At 56.6% G+C, this 20,901-nt stretch carries 17 protein-coding genes; 9 read left to right on the top strand and 8 right to left on the bottom strand.

Going from position 1 to position 20,901, the window contains the following annotated elements:
* Positions 1-42: 42 nt before the first annotated feature.
* The 3 genes from GS632_RS16835 (at position 43) to GS632_RS16825 (ending at position 4,983) form a co-directional block, all read left to right on the top strand.
* Positions 43-2,220 (top strand): Tex family protein, encoded by a 2,178-nt coding sequence (locus tag GS632_RS16835; protein WP_171238298.1) that lies wholly within the window; start codon positions 43-45, stop codon positions 2,218-2,220.
* 172 nt (positions 2,221-2,392) lie between these two features.
* A complete protein-coding gene (locus GS632_RS16830) occupies positions 2,393-3,790 on the top strand; it encodes a bifunctional enoyl-CoA hydratase/phosphate acetyltransferase (RefSeq protein ID WP_171177073.1) in 1,398 nt (465 codons plus the stop codon).
* A complete protein-coding gene (locus tag GS632_RS16825) occupies positions 3,787-4,983 on the top strand; it encodes an acetate/propionate family kinase (protein WP_171177070.1) in 1,197 nt (398 codons plus the stop codon). Before GS632_RS16830 ends, GS632_RS16825 begins: the two co-directional genes overlap by 4 nt.
* 7 nt (positions 4,984-4,990) lie before the next feature.
* On the opposite strand, the gene GS632_RS16820 is transcribed toward GS632_RS16825, so the two are convergent.
* From GS632_RS16820 to GS632_RS16800, 5 genes are all read right to left on the bottom strand, one after another.
* Positions 4,991-5,758 carry a citryl-CoA lyase gene (locus tag GS632_RS16820; RefSeq protein ID WP_171177068.1) on the bottom strand — a complete coding sequence of 256 codons (768 nt, stop codon included), beginning with the start codon at positions 5,756-5,758 and terminating at the stop codon, positions 4,991-4,993.
* Positions 5,755-6,939, bottom strand: a complete 1,185-nt coding sequence (locus GS632_RS16815; RefSeq protein WP_171177066.1) for a CaiB/BaiF CoA-transferase family protein — start codon at positions 6,937-6,939, stop codon at positions 5,755-5,757. The genes GS632_RS16820 and GS632_RS16815 overlap by 4 nt, the downstream gene beginning before the upstream one ends.
* On the bottom strand, positions 6,932-8,443 hold the full coding sequence (locus GS632_RS16810) for a tripartite tricarboxylate transporter permease (protein ID WP_171177064.1): 1,512 nt from the start codon (positions 8,441-8,443) through the stop codon (positions 6,932-6,934). Before GS632_RS16810 ends, GS632_RS16815 begins: the two co-directional genes overlap by 8 nt.
* Before the next feature lies 1 nt (position 8,444).
* Positions 8,445-8,927, bottom strand: coding sequence for a tripartite tricarboxylate transporter TctB family protein (locus GS632_RS16805; protein WP_171177062.1), 483 nt, complete (start codon positions 8,925-8,927; stop codon positions 8,445-8,447).
* Positions 8,928-8,991: 64 nt separating this feature from the next.
* Positions 8,992-9,975: a tripartite tricarboxylate transporter substrate binding protein gene (locus tag GS632_RS16800; RefSeq protein ID WP_171177060.1), complete on the bottom strand. Its 984-nt coding sequence runs from the start codon at positions 9,973-9,975 to the stop codon at positions 8,992-8,994.
* Positions 9,976-10,083: 108 nt separating this feature from the next.
* Here GS632_RS16800 and GS632_RS16795 point away from each other — a divergent pair, with 108 nt between their 5' ends.
* From GS632_RS16795 to GS632_RS16785, 3 genes are read left to right on the top strand one after another with little or no spacing between them, the layout of a single operon-like run.
* The gene (locus tag GS632_RS16795; protein ID WP_171177058.1) at positions 10,084-10,752 is read left to right on the top strand and encodes a response regulator transcription factor; all 669 of its coding nucleotides are present in this window, start codon (positions 10,084-10,086) and stop codon (positions 10,750-10,752) included.
* Positions 10,742-12,109, top strand: a complete 1,368-nt coding sequence (locus GS632_RS16790) for a sensor histidine kinase (protein WP_171177057.1) — start codon at positions 10,742-10,744, stop codon at positions 12,107-12,109. The genes GS632_RS16795 and GS632_RS16790 overlap by 11 nt, the downstream gene beginning before the upstream one ends.
* Positions 12,088-13,095 (top strand): ABC transporter substrate-binding protein, encoded by a 1,008-nt coding sequence (locus GS632_RS16785; RefSeq protein WP_171177053.1) that lies wholly within the window; start codon positions 12,088-12,090, stop codon positions 13,093-13,095. Before GS632_RS16790 ends, GS632_RS16785 begins: the two co-directional genes overlap by 22 nt.
* 11 nt (positions 13,096-13,106) lie before the next feature.
* Here GS632_RS16785 and GS632_RS16780 read toward each other — a convergent pair whose 3' ends face one another.
* The 3 genes from GS632_RS16780 to GS632_RS16770 all read right to left on the bottom strand — a co-directional run bounded on the left by GS632_RS16780 (position 13,107) and on the right by GS632_RS16770 (position 17,430).
* A complete protein-coding gene (locus GS632_RS16780) occupies positions 13,107-14,381 on the bottom strand; it encodes an HlyD family type I secretion periplasmic adaptor subunit (protein ID WP_253284502.1) in 1,275 nt (424 codons plus the stop codon).
* Between the two features lie 41 nt (positions 14,382-14,422).
* Positions 14,423-16,162, bottom strand: coding sequence for a type I secretion system permease/ATPase (locus GS632_RS16775; protein WP_171177050.1), 1,740 nt, complete (start codon positions 16,160-16,162; stop codon positions 14,423-14,425).
* Positions 16,163-16,395: 233 nt separating this feature from the next.
* Positions 16,396-17,430 carry an AbrB family transcriptional regulator gene (locus GS632_RS16770; RefSeq protein WP_171238338.1) on the bottom strand — a complete coding sequence of 345 codons (1,035 nt, stop codon included), beginning with the start codon at positions 17,428-17,430 and terminating at the stop codon, positions 16,396-16,398.
* A 108-nt stretch (positions 17,431-17,538) separates the two neighbouring features.
* On the opposite strand from GS632_RS16770, the gene GS632_RS16765 reads away from it, so the two are divergent.
* From GS632_RS16765 to tcuB, 3 genes are read left to right on the top strand one after another with little or no spacing between them, the layout of a single operon-like run.
* Positions 17,539-18,219: a GntR family transcriptional regulator gene (locus GS632_RS16765; RefSeq protein WP_171177045.1), complete on the top strand. Its 681-nt coding sequence runs from the start codon at positions 17,539-17,541 to the stop codon at positions 18,217-18,219.
* Positions 18,220-18,230: 11 nt separating this feature from the next.
* Complete coding sequence (gene tcuA, locus GS632_RS16760) at positions 18,231-19,625, top strand: FAD-dependent tricarballylate dehydrogenase TcuA (protein WP_171238300.1); 1,395 nt, start codon at positions 18,231-18,233, stop codon at positions 19,623-19,625.
* Positions 19,615-20,688, top strand: a complete 1,074-nt coding sequence (tcuB, locus tag GS632_RS16755) for a tricarballylate utilization 4Fe-4S protein TcuB (protein ID WP_171177041.1) — start codon at positions 19,615-19,617, stop codon at positions 20,686-20,688. The genes tcuA and tcuB overlap by 11 nt, the downstream gene beginning before the upstream one ends.
* The last annotated feature ends 213 nt before the right edge of the window (positions 20,689-20,901 follow it).

Raw genomic sequence — 20,901 nt, 5'->3', positions numbered from 1 at the left:
GCTGGGTAAGACACCCTTCCACAGTTGTTTCAGGAGGCTCCTTTGGACCGTATCGCCCGCACCATTGCCACCGAGATTAATGCAGGCTCCAATCAGGTCGGAGCCGCGATCAAATTGCTGGATGATGGGGCAACCGTGCCATTTGTCGCCCGCTACCGGAAAGAAGCAACAGGCGGTTTGGACGATGGCCAGTTGCGTTTGTTGTCCGAGCGGCTGACCTATCTACGAGAGCTTGAAGCGCGACGTGAAACCATCCTGAACTCGATCCGGGACCAGGGGAAGCTAACCGAAGACCTGAGCAAATCAATTGCCCGGGCCGAGACCAAGGCGCAACTGGAAGATATTTACCTGCCGTACAAGCCCAAACGGCGCACCAAGGCGATGATTGCGCGGGAAAATGGGCTTGAGTCGTTGGCCGATGCCATTTTGGCCGACCGTGATGCGGAACCGGAAACACTGGCCAAGGCTTATCTTTCCGAGGCGGTACCGACCCAGCGCGACGCGCTAAACGGGGCGCGGGATATTTTGACCGAACGGTTGACGGAAAACGCTGAACTTTTGGGCGAACTGCGGACCTTCATGCAGCGCGAGGCAATACTGACTGCAAAGGTCATCGATGGAAAGGAAAAGGAAGGCGCGAAATTTAGTGATTACTTTGACCATTCCGAGCTTTGGGCCGATGTGCCGTCGCATCGTGCGCTGGCGATGCTGCGCGCCTCGAAAGAAGGCATTGTTACGTTGGATATCGCGCCCGAACCCGAATTTGGCGCGGCGCGGGCCGAGACGATTGTCGCCGCACATCTACAAACGCGCGGGAAGGGGCGAGGAGATGCATGGCTGCGCAAGGTTGCGGGCTGGACGTGGCGTGTAAAACTGTCGTTATCGATGATGGTTGATCTCATGGCGGATCTGCGCAGCCGAGCGCAGGACGAAGCCATTCAGGTCTTTTCGCGCAATTTGAAGGATTTGCTCTTTGCAGCGCCAGCAGGGGCCAAGGCCACTTTGGGTCTTGACCCGGGCATCCGCACCGGTGTGAAGGCGGCCGTTGTTGATGCAACCGGCAAGGTGGTGGCGACCGACACGCTTTATCCATTTCAGCCTAAGAAGGACGTGCGCGGGGCGCAGGCGACCATCCTCGATCTGATCTCGGCCCACCAGATCGAACTGATCGCCATCGGTAACGGGACCGCCAGCCGCGAAACTGAACGGTTGGTTGCAGACACACTTTCCCTGCTGCCGAAGACGGTGAAAGCGCCGACAAAGGTGGTGGTGTCCGAGGCGGGGGCTTCGGTCTACTCCGCCTCTGAACTGGCTGCGCGCGAGTTTCCTGATCTGGATGTTTCGCTGCGCGGGGCAGTGTCCATTGCCCGGCGGTTGCAGGACCCGTTGGCGGAGCTGGTTAAAATCGAGCCCAAATCCATTGGCGTCGGTCAGTATCAGCATGACGTGGATCAACACCGGCTTTCCCAGTCTCTGGATTCCGCGATTGAAGATGTGGTGAATGCAGTTGGCGTCGATCTGAATACCGCTTCTGCCCCGTTGCTGTCGCGTGTGTCGGGTCTGGGTCCGGCACAGGCAGAGGCCATCGTTACCCATCGTGATCTGAATGGGCCGTTTCAATCGCGTAAAGATCTGTTGTCCGTTGCTCGGCTGGGCCCGCGTGCATTTGAACAATGCGCCGGCTTCCTGCGCATCCGGGATGGCGCAGAGCCGCTGGACGCCTCTTCGGTTCACCCCGAAGCATATGACATCGCCCGACGTGTTGTGGCCGCTTGCGGACGCGATATTCGACGCATCATGGGCCATGACGGAGCTTTGAAAGGAATGAGGGCCGAACAGTTCGTGACAGAAGATTTCGGTCTGCCGACGGTTCGGGACATCTTTGCCGAGTTGGAAAAGCCTGGACGCGATCCTCGCCCAAGTTTCGTCACGGCCTCCTTTGCGGATGGCATCGAAGAGATCACTGACCTGAAGCCCGGGATGGTTCTGGAAGGCACCGTGACAAACGTGGCCGCCTTCGGGGCATTTGTGGATGTTGGTGTTCATCAAGATGGGCTGGTCCATGTCAGCCAGTTGGCAGATCGATTCGTCAAAGACCCGCATGAGGTTGTCAAAACCGGGCAGGTTGTGAAAGTCCGCGTTGTCGAGGTGGATGTGCCCCGAAAACGGATCGGCCTGACGATGCGAAAACAGGGCGGCGGTGGAATGAGGCGCTCTTAGTCTTCGATGTGCCTAGTTTCAGGACGCACAGACATCAAGTCGTTGCATTCTGAAGGTAGAGTGGCGTCCAAACCGGGCGGCGTTGTTGCATCGTTTTCATTGAACGCCAAACTGAGTATCAGCAAGAGAGTTCACAGCGCCGCGACACGGACCGAAACGGAATCGAAAGTTCATGCAGTATCACAACAAGCCTTATGACAAGCTTCAGGTCGGCGATACTGCCGAGCTGGTTCGTACCTGCTCTGTCGACGACTTCTATGTATTCGCGAACAATTCCGGCAATCACAATCCGCTCCATCTGGCAAGTGAAGATGGCGACGGTGATCATACCAACGAAGCGGTTGCGCCTGCCATGTTTGTGGGGGCTCTGATCTCTGCCGTCCTGGGAAACGTTCTGCCGGGCGCAGGGACGCTCTACAAGTCGCAGAACTTTAACTTTATTGAACGGGCACATGCGGGTGATGAGCTTGTGTCCAGGGTCACGGTTGCAGAAAAGCGACCGAACCGAGAAGTTGTTTTCGATACAGCTGTGACACGCCCATCCGACAGCGCAGTGATCGTTACTGGGCAAGCTGTTGTCGTTGCACCGGACAAAGAGCTGGCGTTTGCCGAACTGGAATTGCCCGGGCTTGTGGTCAAACGGCATCGGCACTTTGACGCCATGTTGGATAAGGTGCGCCCTCTGCCGCCCATGCCGACGGCGGTCGTGGCCCCTGAGGACCCGAATTCTTTGGGTGGTGCCCTGCTGGCCGCGCACGAGACGATCATTGCCCCTATTTTGATCGGTGATCCCAAGAAAATCGCCAGCGCGGCCGCCGAAATAGGCGCTACGCTCGATAAGTTTGAGATCATACCGCAGAGCGACCATTTCAGCGCAGCCAATACGGCGGTTGATCTTGTTGCTGCAGGTCGGGCCAAGGCGTTGATGAAAGGGCATCTGCACACGGATGAACTGTTGAAGGCCGCGCTGCGACGCGAGAATGGCCTGCGCGCGGGACGCCGGTTTACCCATGTGTTTGTTATGGACGTGCCAGGGCAACCCAGACCGCTATTGGTGACAGACGCGGCGATAAATATCGAACCGGACCTGGAAACCAAGATAGACATTGTCCAAAACGCGATCGATCTGGCCTTGTCTCTGGGGATCGAACAACCCAGGGCGGGCATCCTTTCCGCTATCGAGACTGTCAATCCGGCTATTCGATCTTCGGTGGATGCGGCCTTGCTGTCGAAAATGGCGGAACGCGGTCAGATCACAGGAGGGTTGGTTGATGGCCCCCTTGCCATGGACAATGCCGTCAGCCTCGCTGCTGCGCGATCTAAAGGAATAGTCTCGGACGTTGCGGGCAAAACAGATATTCTGGTGGTGCCCAATCTGGATGCCGGAAACATGATGGCCAAGCAACTGACCTATATCGCGAATGCAGAAGGGGCAGGGGTGGTGATGGGGGCCAAAGCGCCCATCATTCTGACCAGCCGAGCTGATGACGACAAGGCGCGGCTGGCGTCCTGCGCTGTAGCCGCGCTGCACGATGCATTTACTATGTCGCAAACCGGAGCACACGCATGACACATGTCGTGACATTGAACGCTGGATCGTCTTCGATGAAATTTGGTCTGTTCGAGTTGACCAATGACGATCCGATAATGGTTTGCACCGGGGCGGTTGAGCGGATTGGCGAGGGGGAGCCTTTGGTCAAAGCCAAGTCATCTGATGGCAGTGTTTTGGCCAGTGGCACGGCGGGCGAAATCCATGACCATGCCGCGGCCCTGGATTGGGTGTTGAATCTGCTGGCGCGTTCATTTCCAAACAGCGAGGTGACCGCATTTGGACATCGTGTTGTCCACGGTGGTCCGAATATCGATGCACCGCTGCCGCTGACCGAAGCCTCCATTGAAGCGCTGGACAAGCTTTCGCCCTTCGCGCCATTGCACCAACCGCACAATCTGGCCGGGGCAAAGGCGGCGATGAAACGGTTTCCGAACGCTGCCCAGATCGCCTGTTTCGACACGGCCTTTCACCGTAACCACCCGTGGGAGAACGACGTTTTTGCCCTGCCACGCGAGTATTATGAGAAGGGCGTTCGTCGATACGGTTTTCATGGCCTGAGCTATGAATACATCTCGGACCACATGGCCAAGACGGCCCCGTTGTTGCACGAAGGTCGCGTGGTTGTTGCCCATCTGGGCAACGGTGCATCAATGTGTGCAATGATCGGAGGGCGATCTGTTGGCTCGACCATGGGTTTTTCGGCTTTGGATGGGCTGCCAATGGGGTCGCGTTGCGGACAGCTTGATCCCGGTGTGGTGCTGTACTTGATGGATCAGGAGGGGTTAAGCGCCGACGAAATCTCGGACCTTCTGTTCCGCAAGTCAGGCTTGCTGGGCCTTTCGGGGTTATCGAACGACATGCGTACCTTGGAAAAGGCGGACACGCCCGAAAGCCGTCAGGCGATCAGTTACTTCACATTCCGTATTCGGCGGGAGCTCGGGGCGATGGCGGCCATTCTGGGCGGTATAGACGCCTTGGTATTCACCGGCGGGATCGGAGAAAACTCGCGACTGGTGCGCGACCGGGTGTGTTCCGGAATGGGATGGTTGGGGATCGAGCTGAACCCGGATGCGAATGCGGACAATGATCGGATCATCTCAACGGATCTGTCCCGCGTTGTGGTCATGGCGATCCCGACGAATGAAGAACTGATGATTGCCCGCGCCGCAGCGGACCTGTTGGCCGGTCGCCCACATCTGAAAACCGCGTAGCGGCGGTTCATTTCGGCTTATAGGTCCAGCGATAGGTGGGTGGTGTCGGTCCCTTGTTCCTGCCCCCTTGTTGCATCTGTTCCCATGCATGGGCCAATATACCGACGGATCGGGATAGGCAGAACAGACCGCGCGCAAGCGGGGGCGCAAAACCAAGTTCGGCGTAGATAACCGCGGTTGCGCCATCTATGTTCATTGGAACGGGCTTGCCTTTGCGCCGTGCCAATTCTGCCTCGATCGCTTGGCCAATCCGCATAAACCGTCCATCACACGCTTGATCCTTTACGGCTTGAGAAGCCATTGTCATCAGACGCGGAGCGCGCGGATCCGTTGGGGTGTGAAACCGGTGGCCAAAACCAGGCAGTATCGTTCCTTCGCTTTCAATCCAGTCGTCCAATGCCTGTTCCAAGCGACCGGGATGTTCCGCAACGAAATGGTAGAGAGTTACGGCTTGCTCACCAGCCCCGCCGTGAATGTCGCCCAACATATTTACGGCGCTTGCAATCGCGTTGTTGAGAGGTAAGCCACAAGTCACGGCCATGCGTGCAGTTGCAATCGATGGTGCCTGAGGGCCGTGGTCCACCGCCGCGACCAAAGCTGCTTCGAACAATCGGGCCTGCGCGTCCGAGGGGCGATCCCCGCGCACCATGAACCAGATCATCTCCGAGAAACTGACATTTCCGATCAGGTCCTGGATCGGCTCACCGCGCATATCGATCCGGCCGGGCTCCATGTCGATGATGGATGTCGTCCACCAATCGGAAACATCGCTCATATGACCCCCTCCTTGTTCAACGCATCAATTTCTGCGTCGGACAATCCGATTTCAGACCAGATCGCATTGTTGTCAGCTCCAAGTTCAGGTGGTGCGTTTTGTGGCAAGCGCCGCGCGCCGTCCATGACAACGGGACTGCCCGCAAGCTTCATATCTTCGCGTTGAACCCGCACAGACCCGATCAGGCCACGCCCAGAAAGTTGTTCGTCTGCAAGAGCTTCGGCCACTGTCAGAACCTGCCCGGTTGGTACGCCGATGGCATTAAGTTCTCGAACCCAGTCGGTTGCGGCTCTGGTCCGCAGAGTTTGTTCCAGCGCGTCGCGCAAGGCGTGACGGTTTTGTTTGCGGTCTTCGCGGGTTGCGTAGTCGGGGTTGTTTAGCAGATCGTCCCGCCCCAGATGTCTTGTAAGGGCCTGCCACTGTTCATCTCGGTTTGCAGCGATGTTTATTGGGCTGTCGAGCGTCGCAAACGTCCCCGATGGGGCAGACGTTGTGTTTTCATTTCCATGCGCTGCGGGTGTGACGCCGCCGACTAAAAAATTCGACACGACCCAACCCATTGTGGAAACAACGGCTTCGGACATCGCAACATCCAGAAAGGTTCCACGCGGTTTCGCGTTCAACGCCGCAGACACGGCAAAGGCGGCCGTCATCCCGCCGACCGTATCTGCCAAAGGGTAGCCAACGCGGTAGGGTGCAGTGTCCGGTGCCCCGGTGATGGACATCACGCCACTGATGCCCTGAACGATCTGATCATAGGCCGGATCGTCCCGTCGCGGGCCGTCCTGACCGAACCCGGTGATGGCGCAGTAGATCAGGTTTGGATTGACCTTACGCAAGACGTCGTAGCCCAGACCAAGCCGATCCATCACACCGGGCCGGAAGTTTTCGACCAGCACATCAGCAGTTTTTACAAGCCGTTTAAGCAACGCCTTGCCTTTTGACGATTTCATGTCGAGCGTTACCGATTTCTTATCGGCGTTTTGCGCCAGAAAACTGATCCCCATGCCGGCTTTGTTTCTGTCGGGGTCAGCGCCCAGAACGCGGGCAAGGTCGCCGCCACCGGGGCGTTCGACCTTGATCACTTCAGCACCCATCAGCGCCAGTTGATAGCAGCAATACGGACCCGCAAGGACATTTGTCAGATCTAGAACCCGTATTCCTTCCAGCGGTTCAGTCACCTTCGGCGACCCCCGCGGCCCGTGCCCGTGCGCGACGTGCACGGTAGCTTGGCAGAAGCACCAGCAGCACTGCGATAACCAGCAGACCCAGCGTCATCGGACGCTCCCAGATAAATGCAATGCCGTCATAGAGCTGCATCGAACGGGCAAAGTTGTCTTCCATCATCCCACCGAGAATGAAACCGATCAGCAATGGAGCCAGCGGGTAATCGGCGAATTTCAACGCTGTGGCGCAGACACCGAAGCCAACAAGTATCAAAAGCTCAGTCGCATTGTTCTGGCCAATATAGGCCCCCATCAGAGTGAAGAACAAAATGAAGGGGATCAGATAGTTGCGTGGAACCGAGAGAACTTTGGCGATGTAAGGGATCAGCGGCAGGTTCAGCACCAGCAGAACGAGGTTGCCGATGAACATCGACATGATCACGGCCCAGAAAATCTGCGGCTCGTCCAGCATCAGACGCGGGCCGGGCGTGACGTTCAAGGCGATCAAAGCGCCAAGCAGGATCGCCGTCGTACCAGAGCCGGGAATGCCCAGCGTCAGTAGGGGCACGAATGAACCGGTACACGCGGCGTTGTTCGCTGTTTCGGGTGCGGCCAGCCCTTTGATTGACCCTTTGCCGAATTCTTCCTGCTCCTCTTTCGGCGCGATGTTGCGCTCGACCGCATAACCCAGAAAGCTGGCAATGGTTGCGCCTGCGCCGGGCAGAACGCCGATGAAGAACCCTTGAACCGATTGACGACCGACCACTGGCGCTATGGCCTTGGCCTCGGCCTTGGTGATCCGCAGGTCCTTGATTTCACCATCGTCGCCTTTCAGGTCCTTTGGTTTGAGGACTAGAAAAAGTGCTTCGGGCAAAGCGAACATGGCCATAGCAAGCGTGATGAAGCCAAAGCCTGATTGCAGATCCATAATGCCCATGGTGAAACGCGGTAGGTTGAACAACGCACCTTCGCCGACAGTGGCCATGATCAGGCCCAAAACCGTCATGATGACAGCTTTCGCCACCTGACCTGTACCTGCAAAGGCTGCAATAGCCGACAAGCCAACCACCATAAGCGCGAAATACTCGGCGGAGTGGAACAGCAAGGCCACGGAGGACAGGGCAGGGGCGAAGACCATCAAAAGGACCGCGCCCAAAGTGCCGCCCGCGAAACTTGCGATGGCCGCGATGGTCAGGGCTTTGCCCGCTTTGCCCTGTCGGGCCATTGGATAGCCGTCAAAGCTGGAGGCCACCGTGCCTGCGACCCCCGGCGCATTGAGCAGGATCGAAGAAGTTGAGCCGCCGAAGATGGCGCCATAGTAGACACCGGCCAACAGGATCAGCGCCGCTGAAGGGTCACCCATGGAAATCGCAACCGGGATCATGATCGCGATAATCGACATCGGGCCTAGGCCCGGAAGCATGCCGATGAATGTACCGATCAGACATCCTGCGATGACCATCAGCAGGTTTTGAAGTGAAAATGCCGTTTGCAGGCCGATCAGAAGTCCTTCAAGCATGTCAGCCTCCGAAAATGCCCGGCAGGGGGCGCATGTAGATGCCAAGAACTTCCTGCACCAGATACCAGACGGCACCTGTCGCGATGAAAGCGACGGGAAGCATGATATGCCACTTACGTTCACCCAGAATGAACGATCCCAGGATCAGGAAAGCCGAGGTCGAGATCAGAAACCCAACAGGGCGCAGGCAGAGGGCGTAGATCACCATCAGAGCGAGGAGCATCAGCGCCTGATCAAGATGGTAGTCACCCAACCGCCGATAATCGATATCGGCTTTTTTTGGTTCAGCCTTCTCGAAACCCAAGAGAATGATCGTGGTGGTGATGATACCCAGAATCGACAGCACTTTTGGGAAGGTGCTGGGCCAGATTGGGTTTCTCTGCATGAAAGGGGGAAGGCCGCCATCCATCGTGAACCAAGCGGCGTAGCCATATGTTAAACACACACCCAGAAGAATGAGCGCGATCCAGCGATCCAGCGCCATGAGGCCCCCTCCTTTCTTGTCGTTGGGGATGGCAGAGCGGCGGCCCGCTCTGCCGGTAGTGGTTTCAGAGGAAGCCCAGCTTTTTCATCAGATCGCCGATCTGCTGTTCCTGCTGCTCCAGGAATGACTGGAAGTCGTCGCCAGAGTTGTGGATGTTCACCCAACCGTTACGCGCACGAACCTCTTCCCATTCCGGGGTGTCGTACATCTTGGCAATCGCGGCCTGATAGGCGGCCAGCTTGTCTTCGGGCAGTCCAGGGGCTGCAAAGAAGCCACGCCAATTTACGAAGGTGGTGTCGATGCCTTGTTCCTTCATGGTCATCGCATCAGGCGCCGCATCGACGCGTTCTTCCGACGTCACGCCGATGATTTTGACTTCTCCCGCGTTCGCCAGATCAACGGCTTCTGAAAAACCGGTGGACAGCGCCGCGATCTCGCCCGACAGCAGTGCCGCCATGGCTTTACCGCCTGCATCGTAAGGGATGTATTTCACCCCAAGTGCGTCCTTACCCGCAGCTTCCATCACCATCGCGGCCACCAGATGGTCCATACCGCCGGGAACCGAACCGCCACCAATCGCAGTTCCGCCCGGATCGGCGTCAAAGGCGGCAAGCAGGTCATCCATGGAGTTGATGGGGCTGTCTTTGCCCACAACGATCGCGGCATAGTCACCGATGGTGCCCGAGACCAGAGTCAGGTCGCGGAAGTTATGCGGAAATACGCCGGTCAGTGAACGGATTACGATCGGAGTTGAGTTCACCATCAGCGTGCCGTGATTACTGTCGGCGTTTTCGATCAGATAGCCAATGGCTTTACCGCCGCCGCCACCGGACATGTTCTCGTAAGATGCCGTCCCGACCAGGCCAGCATTGGTCAGTGCTTCGCCAGTGCCACGGGCAGTGCCGTCCCAGCCGCCGCCGGCGCCACCGGGGATCAGAAAGTGGATGCTGTCCACAACCTGATGGCCATCTGCTAAAGCCGGTCCTGTCAGGCCAATTGCGGCCACAGCTGCGATCAGGGCGCGGCGGCCCAGTGTGAATGTCGTCATGATGTCCTCCCATTTGACAACCGGCCGCGTCGCGGCTCAGATTGGCGGAACAAAAACACATCAACCTGACATCAACCTGTCATGCGTCAAAAATAGTGCAAAAGCCCCATGAAGTTCCTGCTTGTTGAAGACAGTCCCGACCTTGCACGTGCGATTTGTTCCCGCATGAGGTTAGACGGGCATGTAATTGATCACGCGGCAAATTTGGATGATGCGACGGGGTTTGTGGAAACTCAGGATTATGACCTGATCCTGCTGGACATCATGCTGCCTGACGGGGATGGACGCGACTTCTTAAAACAGCATCGCGCAGGCAATCGGGACACGCCCGTCATTGTGCTGACGGCCCGCAGTCAGGTGTCGGATCGAATCGGTTCGCTGGATCTGGGGGCAGACGATTATGTCACCAAACCCTTCGATCATGCCGAGCTTGAGGCGCGTTGCCGTGCCGTTCTGCGTCGCAAATCCGGGAACGCGAAGACAAGGATCGAAGTGGGCGGTATCGTATTCGATCCACTGGCTGGCCACCTGACTGTCGGGGAACAGACCGTTTCCCTGCGAAACCGCGAACTGCGCTTGCTGGAGTTGTTCATCAACGCGCCCGGACAGGTGTTTTCCAAGCAAAAACTTACGGATCGGTTGTTTTCTTATGACGACACTGTCTCGGACAACGCGATTGAGGTCTATGTGGGTCGCTTGCGCAAGCATTTGGAGCCGTCTGAATTGAAGATCACAACACTTCGTGGTCTGGGATACAGGCTGGATCATGCCTCTTGACCCGAATGTATCAGGGTCGCTGCGGAACCGATTGGTTTTGACACTCATCGGGGGTGCTGCACTTCTTGCGTTTCTGCTTTTTGTCGCGGTCCGAAACTATGCCGCGCAGGTTGCACAACAGGGGCAGGATAATATTCTGAGCGCCTCCGTGACCTCCATACTTGATGCAGTAGCCCTGCGCGAAGGTGAGCTTGAGGTTGATATTCCATACGCCGCCTTCGCAATGCTGAGTACCCCGTCCGACGACCGGGTCTTTTATGCGATTTATCAAGACGGAGAATTTCTGTCTGGATACGAAGACCTTTTACCGTCCTCAGAGCAGTATGACGGCCGGTGGCGCTTTGAATCAAGCCAGGTTCGAGGCGAGACCATCCGTCAGGTCAGTGCCAACCGAACGTTGGTGGGGTTGGACAAGCAAACCGTCATCGAAATTGTGTTGGGGCAAACACAGGATGCGCTGGCGGAAACCCTGGATCAAATCTCACGCAATGCGGCAATCTTGGGGATAGGGTTCTTTGGCCTTGCCGCCGCTTTGTCCTTTTGGGCGACATCGTCGACCATTGGGCAGTTGAACCGGCTGACAACCTCTGTCACCCGACGAGGTCCGCAGGATCTGAGCCCATTCAGGAAACCCGTGCCCCGTGAAATGGCACCATTGGTGGCTTCGCTGAACTCATTGATGGGGCGCCTCGATCAGTCCCTGAGCCAATCCGAAGACTTTATTGCCGAGGCGGCGCACCGCGTACGAACCCCATTGGCAACAGTCAGGTCTTATGCCGATGCGACATTGCAAAGGGTAGAAAAGGAAGAAAACCGTGAAGCATTGCGTTCGATGGTGCGCGCCATTGACGAAAGCTCGCGGGCGGCAGGACAGTTGTTGGATCACGCGATGATTACGTTCCGCGCGGATCACCTTGAACGGGAAGAGATCGATCTGGTCACATTGATCCGGGATTTGGTTCAGCGTTTGACACCCATTGCTGAAATGAAAGACCTTTCGCTGTCTCTGGGCGGTGACCCTACGGTTCATTATTCGGGGGACCCGATCCTCATTCAGAATGCGGTGCGAAACATGATCGACAATGCTTTGAAATATGCACCGCCTGACAGTTCTGTTCGCATTGAAGTGACGTCGGCACCCACGGCTCAGATCCGTGTCAAAGACCGCGGGCCCGGTTTTCCGCCCAACGAAATTGACACGCTGACGCGCCGGTTCGAACGCGGCAAAAACGCAAGCGGAACCATCGGCTCCGGCTTGGGTCTGACCATCGTGCAGGATGTTGCAACAGCCCACGGCGGCGAGCTGGAATTGGCAAATCGGCAAGGGGGCGGCGCGTGCGTTACATTATCGCTCTGATTCTGGTTATCTTTCCTGTGGTTGGGTTGGCGCAAGTCTGGGAAGACAGGCAGGTTTTCAATGCAGAGGCCGGCCATACATCCCTGCGGGTGATTTCTAGCACCGACACTTTTCTTTTCGAGCCGCTAATCGCCGCGTTTCTCAAGGAAAACCCAGGTATCTCGATTGATTACATGGTGACGGGCACGGCAGATATCGACCGTGTCGTCCGCGCGGCCCCTGACGATTTTGATATCGTCATTTCCAGTGCAATGGACCTGCAACTGAAACTGGCAAATGACGGATATGGGCAGGCGATTGACAACATCCAACTACCGGCTTGGGCGCAATGGCATCAAAGTCTGTTTGCCTTTACGTTCGAACCGGCAACGATTGTGATAAATAGCGCGGCTTTTGCGGGTGGTCCCATTCCGGAAACCCGCCAACAGCTTATCGAAATACTTCGTGCGCATCCCGACGATTTTCTGGGAAGGGTAGGGACCTATGATATCCGGCAATCCGGCCTGGGTTATTTGTTTGCAACTCAGGATGCGCGCGCGTCCGAGACCTATTGGCGCCTGATGGAGGTCATGGGCGGGTTGGATGTTCGCTTGTATTGTTGTTCAGCCGATATGATTGACGATCTTGTCAGCGGAGAGATTGCTGTAGCGTACAACGTACTCGGCAGTTACGCTTCAGCACGGGCGGGCAGCAAGGATGTTCTGGAAATCATCCGACCGTCAGATTTCCAAACCACCATGATGCGAACTGCGTTGATTCTAAAAGGCACGCCTGAGGTCGAGGCGGCTTCGTCTTTTGTTCGTCACCTCGTGGAAAGCCAGTCAGACAGAGGCCGTGGCGCTTTTTCACTGCCGCCTCTGGCACCGTATGATACAGAGACCGAGCGTGAAACGATTGGCTTGGACCCCGCTCTGCTTACTTTTTTGGACAGATTGAAGCGCCGCAGATTTTTGGCGGAATGGGAAAGCGCAGTGATCCAGAATTAGCGGCGCCTGCCTTATTCGCGGAAGGCGCGATTGAAATAGTCAGCCATTGGTTTGACCAGATAAGACAGCGGTGTACGCTCGTCGGTTTTAATCAGCGCTTCTACCGGCATGCCGGGCAAAAGCTCTTGCCCGTTCAACCGGTCAATCTGCCTGTCGTTCAGCTCAACTTCGGCGCGATAGAACGTAAACCCTGATTGTTCGTCGGTGAACGTATCAGCAGAGACGTTGTATACTTGCCCGTCCAGTTCAGGTGTTTCTCGCTGGTTAAATGCGGGGAACCGCAAAGCCACTGGCTGACCAACATGCAACTGATCAACATGGATTGCGTCCACTCGGGCTGCCACCAGCAAAGGTGTGTCCTGAGGCACAATATACATCATCGGTTCCCCCGGCTGCACGACCGACTGCAACGCAAAAACCTGACTTCCGTACACTCTTCCGGTAACTGGGGCGCGAATGTCCAGACGGGTCAGGCGCTCGGACAAGGACAGCCTGCGTTCAGACAGCTCGGCAACCTGTGCCTGGACGTCCCGCAAGGTGGTGATCGCCTCTTCCCGCCGGGTTGCGGTCAGTTCGACAATCTGTATTTCGGTCGAGGCGATCTGCCCTCGAAGTCGTGCGACAGCGGCCTCCAGGCGGCCAATCTCACCGTTCAGGCTGGCTTCTTCCCGTTGGAGCGCAAGTACACGGCTGGTTTGTGTCAGTCCGCGGTTCAACAGGCTTTGCTGATCTTCCAGTTCATCTTCGATCAATTCGACCTGGCGCCGCAAAGAGACCAGTTGGGCCTGCGTGCCTTCGATCTCGCTTTCGATTTGAACAACTTGTTTGCGCAGTTGTTCATCCTGACGGGACAGCGTTTCCAGTCTGGCCTCGAAAAGGTTCTGCTGCCCGGCAATCAGGTCGGCCCCAATGCCGTATTCTTTCTGAACCTCGGTGAGCTGGGTTGTCAGTTCCGCAGGTGTCAGGCCATCCCGCTCTGCCTCTAACCTGGCGCGCCGGACTAAAAGTTCGAACAGTTGCGCCTCGACAATAGTTTGTTCGGACGAAAGGAAGGTATCGTCCAGACGCAGCAGCATGTCGCCTGAAGACACCACATCCCCGTCGCGTACGAAAATTTCTCCGACCACGCCGCCGTCAGGGTGTTCGACGACCTGCCGATTGCTTTGCACTTCGATCACCCCCGAGGACACAATAGCACCGGCCAGGCGCGTCTTGACCGCCCAATAGCCCAATCCGCCCACCAATAGGAACAGCGCAAGAAATCCGACCAGCGCAGGAATTTTCATGCTCCAGACCTGTTCTGGTTTTTTCGTTGGTTTCTTCGCCATCATTCACCTACAGGGCTGAGCTTACGCTTGATCGCGCCTGCGTTCTGCACCATCGCGTTCAGGACTTCGTCTCGGCTGCCGAACTTTACTACCTGGCCCTTTTCAACAACGGCCAGATCATCGCATTCTGAAATGGCCTGCGGTCTGTGCGTCATGATGATTGTTGACTTGCCTGCGGCTTTCAGGCCGCGGACCGCCGTGTTCAATGCATCGGTTCCATCTGCGTCCAGTGCCGAGTTCGGCTCATCCAAAATCAGAAGGACGGGATTTCCATATAGCGCTCGTGCCAGAGCGATCCGCTGTTTCTGTCCCCCGGACAATTGGCTGTCATTGCCTTCCAGAAAGGTGCCGTAACCTTTTTCCAGAGACAGAATCAACTCATGCGCGTTGGCTTTCTTGGCTGCTGCTACAACCGCCTCGGAATCCGGGTTCTCGGACATTCTGGCAATGTTTTCAGCAACCGTTCCGTTAAACAGGGTCACCTGCTGCGGCAAGTAACCGATATGGCTGCCCAGATCGTTTGGGTCGTATTGATCCAGTGTTGCACCGCCCAACCTGATTTCACCGGCGGCAGGTCGCCAAAGCCCCAGCAATGCCTTTGCCAGTGTTGTCTTTCCTGATCCGCTTTTCCCGATGACACCCAAGGCTTTGCCGGGTTCCAGCTTCAGGTTTACGTTTCGTAATGTCGGAGTTGAAGCCCCCGGAGGTATCACCGTCAGGGATTTTGCTTCGAGTTGCGCCTTCGGCACGGGAAGACGAATGCGCTTTTCTTCTGGCGGAGTATGATCCAAAAACCTGTTCAATGAGACCCAAGCCGTTCGGGCGCGTTCCACAACATTCCACTGGCCTACAGCTTGTTCGACAGGCGCCAGGGCGCGGCCAAGCAGGATCGATCCCGCAATCATCGCGCCGGGAGTCATTTCGTTTTGCAGCACCAACCATGCGCCCAAGGCCAGCATGGCTGATTGAAGAAACAGCCGTAACGATTTGGTAAGTGACGTAAAACTTCCAGTCCAGTCGCTTGCTGCGACAGACTGCGTCAAGGCATCGGATCGCTGCTTCAGCCACCGCTTTGTGACGTCTGCCTGCATCCCTTGCGAACGTACTACTTCTGCCGCTTGTCTGGCGTGCTCGGAAAAGGCATTGGCCCGCGCAGTTGCGGACTGGGCCTCGGCAACTTTCCTGCTGGTCATCGCCTGATTGAGCAGGGCGATTGCCACAAGCACCACACCGCTGCCCACGGCCAGCCATCCAAGCAGTGGGTGAAACAGGAAAATCGCGCCTAAAAAGACCGGCGTCCACGGAAGGTCCATGACTGCCAGAAGAACCGGGGACGAGCATAGGTTTCGAATGGATTCCAGATCGCGCAAAGCGGTTGCAGGGGCAGAGCGCACCTGAGGAACAAGGGACCGACGCATAGTGGCTTCGAACACACGCTCGTCCAGTTGGGATTGGAACCGTGCGCCAAACCGCGCAACGATACGGCCACGAGCAAAGTCGAGCATCGCCATAAGCGCGTAAAGCATGGCGACGAGCAAAAACAGAGCGGTCAAAGTCTCGACCGCGCGCGAGCCCAAAACCCGGTCATATACCTGCAACATGAACAGGGGACCCGTTAGCATCAGCAAATTAACGAAGATGCTGAACAGGAACGCCAGCGCTAAAAAAGCGATGCCTTGGTTCCGCACATTGCGCAGTTCGTGGCGCTGAGGCGCAGATAGGCGGTGTTCAGATTTCACTGTTTTTGATCCTAATCATTCCAGGAAGCATCGCCGCATTAAAAAAATAGTTCAGCCTTGCCAAGTTTGCACATGTTTTTTTGAGCAAGAAACCGCAAACAACACGTTAAGAACAGCGTCATTTAGCCATGGGTTCAAATTTACGCCAGGTAGACCAGCACTGCGATGGGATTTGAGTCCAGAACGAATTGACCCCTATCTCGCAAATCCCGGGTCAAAGCTGTTCCGCGCGATCAATCTCGGTTCTGTGTCCCTTTCAAAATGAGATTGGCGGCGATTGGTGCGCCGATGATGACCAAAACGATCCTTGTCAGATGGTGAGTGATCACAAAGCCCAGATCGGCGCCCGATACAATAGCCAGAACCGTCATCTCGGCCTGCCCGCCGGGGGCGAATGCCAGAAACGCTTCGACAGGGTGCCCAAGACCTAAAGTTGTGACTAAGGCGGTGAACACCGCTGCAAGGACGGCAAGCACAATGACATACGTGAAACCCGCGGCCACGACACGGCGAAGTTCGGTCCATGTTACCCCCACAAATTTCACACCGATCGCACAGCCAATAAAAAATTGCGCAGCTAAAATGGCCTCACGTGGCGGCCTGGTGTGGATGAAGTCTCCAAGGGACAGCGCTGCCGTCAGGATCATTGGCCCCAAGATCGATGCCCCGAACAGGCCGATGCGCTCGCCGCCCTTCCAACCGATAACAGCGGCGACCAACATAAGTGCCAATTCGTGTATCGGGAGGTCCCGCGCAGGCTGGCCTATGGGATTGGTTAAGTCCGCGTCGTAGAAAACTGTCAGGAATACTGGGGCTAGGGTGACGATGATCAAAACGCGCGTTCCATGTATCAGCGACAAAGTGCGCGGGTTGGCCCCTGCTTCAGTGCCGAAAATGATCATGTCTTGAAGCCCACCCGGCATTGCCGCGTAAAACGCGGTTTTTGGGTCAAAACCCCAGACTTTGCGGAAAAACGGCACACCGACCATCGCGATTAACAGGATAAAGAATGGAACCAACAGAATCGAAGAGGCCATTTTGGGCAGTTGCACAAACAAGTCAGGTGTAATCGATGCCCCGACCGCAACGCCTAGTATGGTACGCGCTGCAACCGAGACCTGCCCAAAACCTTCCATGGGGGCATGAGCCAGAGCAGCAATCAGACACGCGCTCATAGGGCCAAACAAGAAGGGCAGCGGCAAGTTCAATGCCCAAAATACACTGGTGCCCAGAACCGCCAGGCCGAACGTCAGTGCCCGTTTGGTCATCAAAGAGGGTGAATTCAAGAGGGTGGGCACAATGGAGGTTCCGGCGTCGTTGACTCAGTGTGTATCCAAATGTATACACATGGACGCAAGTAAGCAAGTGAGCCTGTGATGACGATTCAAGACGCCTCCTTCCAGCCTGGTCCACAAGGCAATTCTGCGTACCAGCGCCTGCTGGACGAGATTCGCGGGGGCACTCTTTTGCCCGGCAATCGCCTGCGCGAGATTGAATTGTCTGAACGGCTTGGTGTCAGCCGCACCCCGGTGCGCGAGGCGATCCGGCAATTGGAGGCTGACGGGCTGGTCACACATGTTCCGCGGCAGGGCGCGACAGTGCGCAGTCTGGACTACGCCGAAGTCATGGAGCTTTACGAAATGCGCGCAGTGCTGGAGGGCACTGCCGCCCGGCTGGCGGCCCGCGCGGCGTCGGACATCGAACTGGATGAATTAGGCATATTGAATGACCGGCTTGCCGAGGCGGGCACAGGTCCTGACGCGGCTCAGATCAACAGGGTTTTCCATGCCACGCTTCTGGATGCCGCCAAAAACCGGTTTCTGGCCAAATCCATGCTGTCACTGCAAAAGGCTTTGCTGATCCTTGGCCCTTCGCAATTGTTGGACAGCGACCGTGCCGACGCGGCAGTGGCGGAGCATCGGCGTATCATGGCCGCTCTGAAGGCCCGCGATGGCGCGGCGGCTGAAACGGAAATGCGCGCACACATTCAGGCCGCGCAACGGATGCGAATCCGTGCGTTACAGGAACGCGACCGCACAACCGATGAAATTCAATAGGCAGTCAGAATATGGCTACCCAAAAGAAAGCTTACGATATTGCTGTCATTGGCGGTGGAAACGCCGCCTTGTGTGCCGCGATGACTGCCGCCGAGGCGGGTGCCCGCGTATTGATCCTTGAGACCGCTCCAAAACCATATCGCGGAGGGAACTCGCGCCATACCCGGAACTTTCGGTGTATGCATGCGGGTCCGTTAGGCCCTTTGGTCGATGCGTACAGCGAGAATGAATACCTGTCCGACCTGATGAAGGTCACCGATGGGAAAACAGATGAGCATCTCGCCCGCTTGGCCATACGCACGTCCGAGGAATGTCTGCCATGGATGGAAAAGCGCGGGGTTCGCTTTCAACCGTCTCTGTCCGGGACACTTTCATTGGCGCGAACAAACGCATTCTTTATGGGCGGCGGAAAGTCTCTGGTGAATGCGTACTATAGGACAGCGGCGGCTCTGGGCGTCGACGTGCTGTATGAAGCCGCTGTGACGCATTTGGAGCTGAGCGGCGATCGGATCGAATGGGTGGATTACACCTGCGAAGGCCAGTCTCACCGCATCGCACCGAAAGCAGTCATAGTCGCCTCGGGCGGGTTTCAGGCTGACACGGATTGGCTAACCCGCGCATGGGGGGAACCCGCGAAAAACTTTCTGATCCGTGGCACTCCGTATAACCGGGGCGTAGTTCTGGCTGACCTTCTGGATCAAGGCGTCGAGAGCGTCGGCGATCCTACGCAGTGCCACGCCGTGGCCATTGACGGGCGTGCGCCGAAATTCGATGGGGGCATTGTCACGCGGCTGGACTGTGTGCCTTTTTCCATCGTCGTGAACAAGAAAGCCGAGCGGTTTTATGACGAGGGCGAAGACGTATGGCCCAAGCGCTATGCAATCTGGGGCCGATTGGTGGCGGCGCAGCCGGATCAGGTTGGTTACGTCATCATTGATGCAAAATCGCTGAACCTGTTCATGCCGTCGGTTTTCCCGCCTCTGAAGGCGGATACATTGGAAGAACTGGCCGGAATGATGGGTCTTCCGGCAGACAAGCTGTCAGAAACGGTCGCCGCGTTCAACGCGGCCTGTGGCGACACCAGTGGCTTTCATCCTACCGAATTGGATGGCGTGGCGACCTCGGGATTGAAACCACCTAAAACCAACTGGGCGCGCCCGATTACCGAACCGCCTTTTTATGGCTACTCGCTGCGCACCGGTGTGACCTTCACATATCTGGGGCTGAAGGTTGACGATACGGCCCAGTGTTCGACACCGGACGGCAAGATCAAAAACCTCTGGGCAGCAGGCGAGACCATGGCCGGATCGATTTTGGGGCAGGGGTACCTGGCTGGGTTTGGCATGACCATCGGAACCGTCTTTGGACGCATCGCAGGACGTGAGGCCGCTGCTTATGCAAATTGATCTGATGCAAGAAGCCCGCCGTCAGGCCGAGGTTTGCAACGCCTGCCGGTATTGCGAAGGCTACTGCTCGGTCTTTCCATCGCTTCATGCTCAACGCGCATTCTCGGACGGCGATATCACGCAACTGGCCAACCTGTGCCATAACTGTCGGGGCTGTTATTATGCCTGTCAGTATACGGCGCCACACGAGTTTGACCTGAACCTGCCCAAGGCTCTGGCAGAGGTACGCCGGGACAGCTGGGAAAGCTTCGCTTGGCCGCAACCTCTGGCCCAGCGGTTTCACACCCAAGGAGGGGCCATAGCTTTGGCACTGGTGATAGGGTTTGCTTTCATGTTCTTGGCTATTCGCGTGATCAGGTCTGACGGGGGGCAGGGGTTCTACGCCGTATTGTCACACAATGCGATGGTCGCAATCTTTGCGCCGGCGTTCCTACTGCCTCTTATAAGTGTCGTCGTCGGTCTGAACCGCTATTGGCGTACGGTTGGGGGTAAACCGATAAAGTGGGCAGACCTAAAAGTTGCTTTAAATCATACGGGCAAAATGCAGGATCTGGCTGCTGGACACGGTGAAGGCTGCAACTTTGAGGACGAAGACCGGTTTAGCCAAGCTCGTCGTCACGTGCATCACACGATCATGTACGGATTTCTGCTGTGCTTCGCCTCGACTTCAGTAGCGACGGTTATGCACTATGGTTTCGGAATGCACGCGCCATACGGGTTTTGGTCATTACCTAAACTATTTGGAGTCACTGGTGGCGTTCTGCTGACTATTGGTTGCGGTGCTATGGCGCTTCTCAAACAAAAGTCAGACCGCGATCTTGGTGATCCTTCGGCATGGGGAGGCGATATCGGCTTTATCCTGTTGCTGGGTTTTGTCGGTCTGAGTGGGCTTGTCCTGTACGCAATGGGGTCAACCCAGATGATGCCGGCACTTCTGGCGGTTCATCTCGGATCGGTGCTGACGTTTTTTCTGCTCATGCCTTTTGCCAAGATGGCACATGGGTTCTATCGCCTTGCGGCCCTAATTCGGGATGCACAGAGGAAACGGGTTGCAAGCGTGTAAGCAGTATCCTCTCGCGAATCTAAAACTCTTGGGTGTGGTGAGCCTTCCGTTCTAAAGTTTTATTCTGAACTCAGGCGAGGGTCGCGTTGCCTGTCTTATCATCTTCCGTGCAACATGCTGTTTTAATAAAAAGATTGCACTTTGGGTGTGAACCCACCCAGAAGTCTCAAGGGTCGTTGCGACGTTTTCCGCTATCTCAGTTTCATCAATTCA

Source organism: Ruegeria sp. HKCCD7296 (assembly GCF_013110775.1).
Classification (GTDB): Bacteria; Pseudomonadota; Alphaproteobacteria; order Rhodobacterales; family Rhodobacteraceae; genus Ruegeria.
The sequence above is the reverse complement of the archived record's forward strand: the minus strand, read 5'-3'. Positions and strand labels throughout refer to the sequence as shown.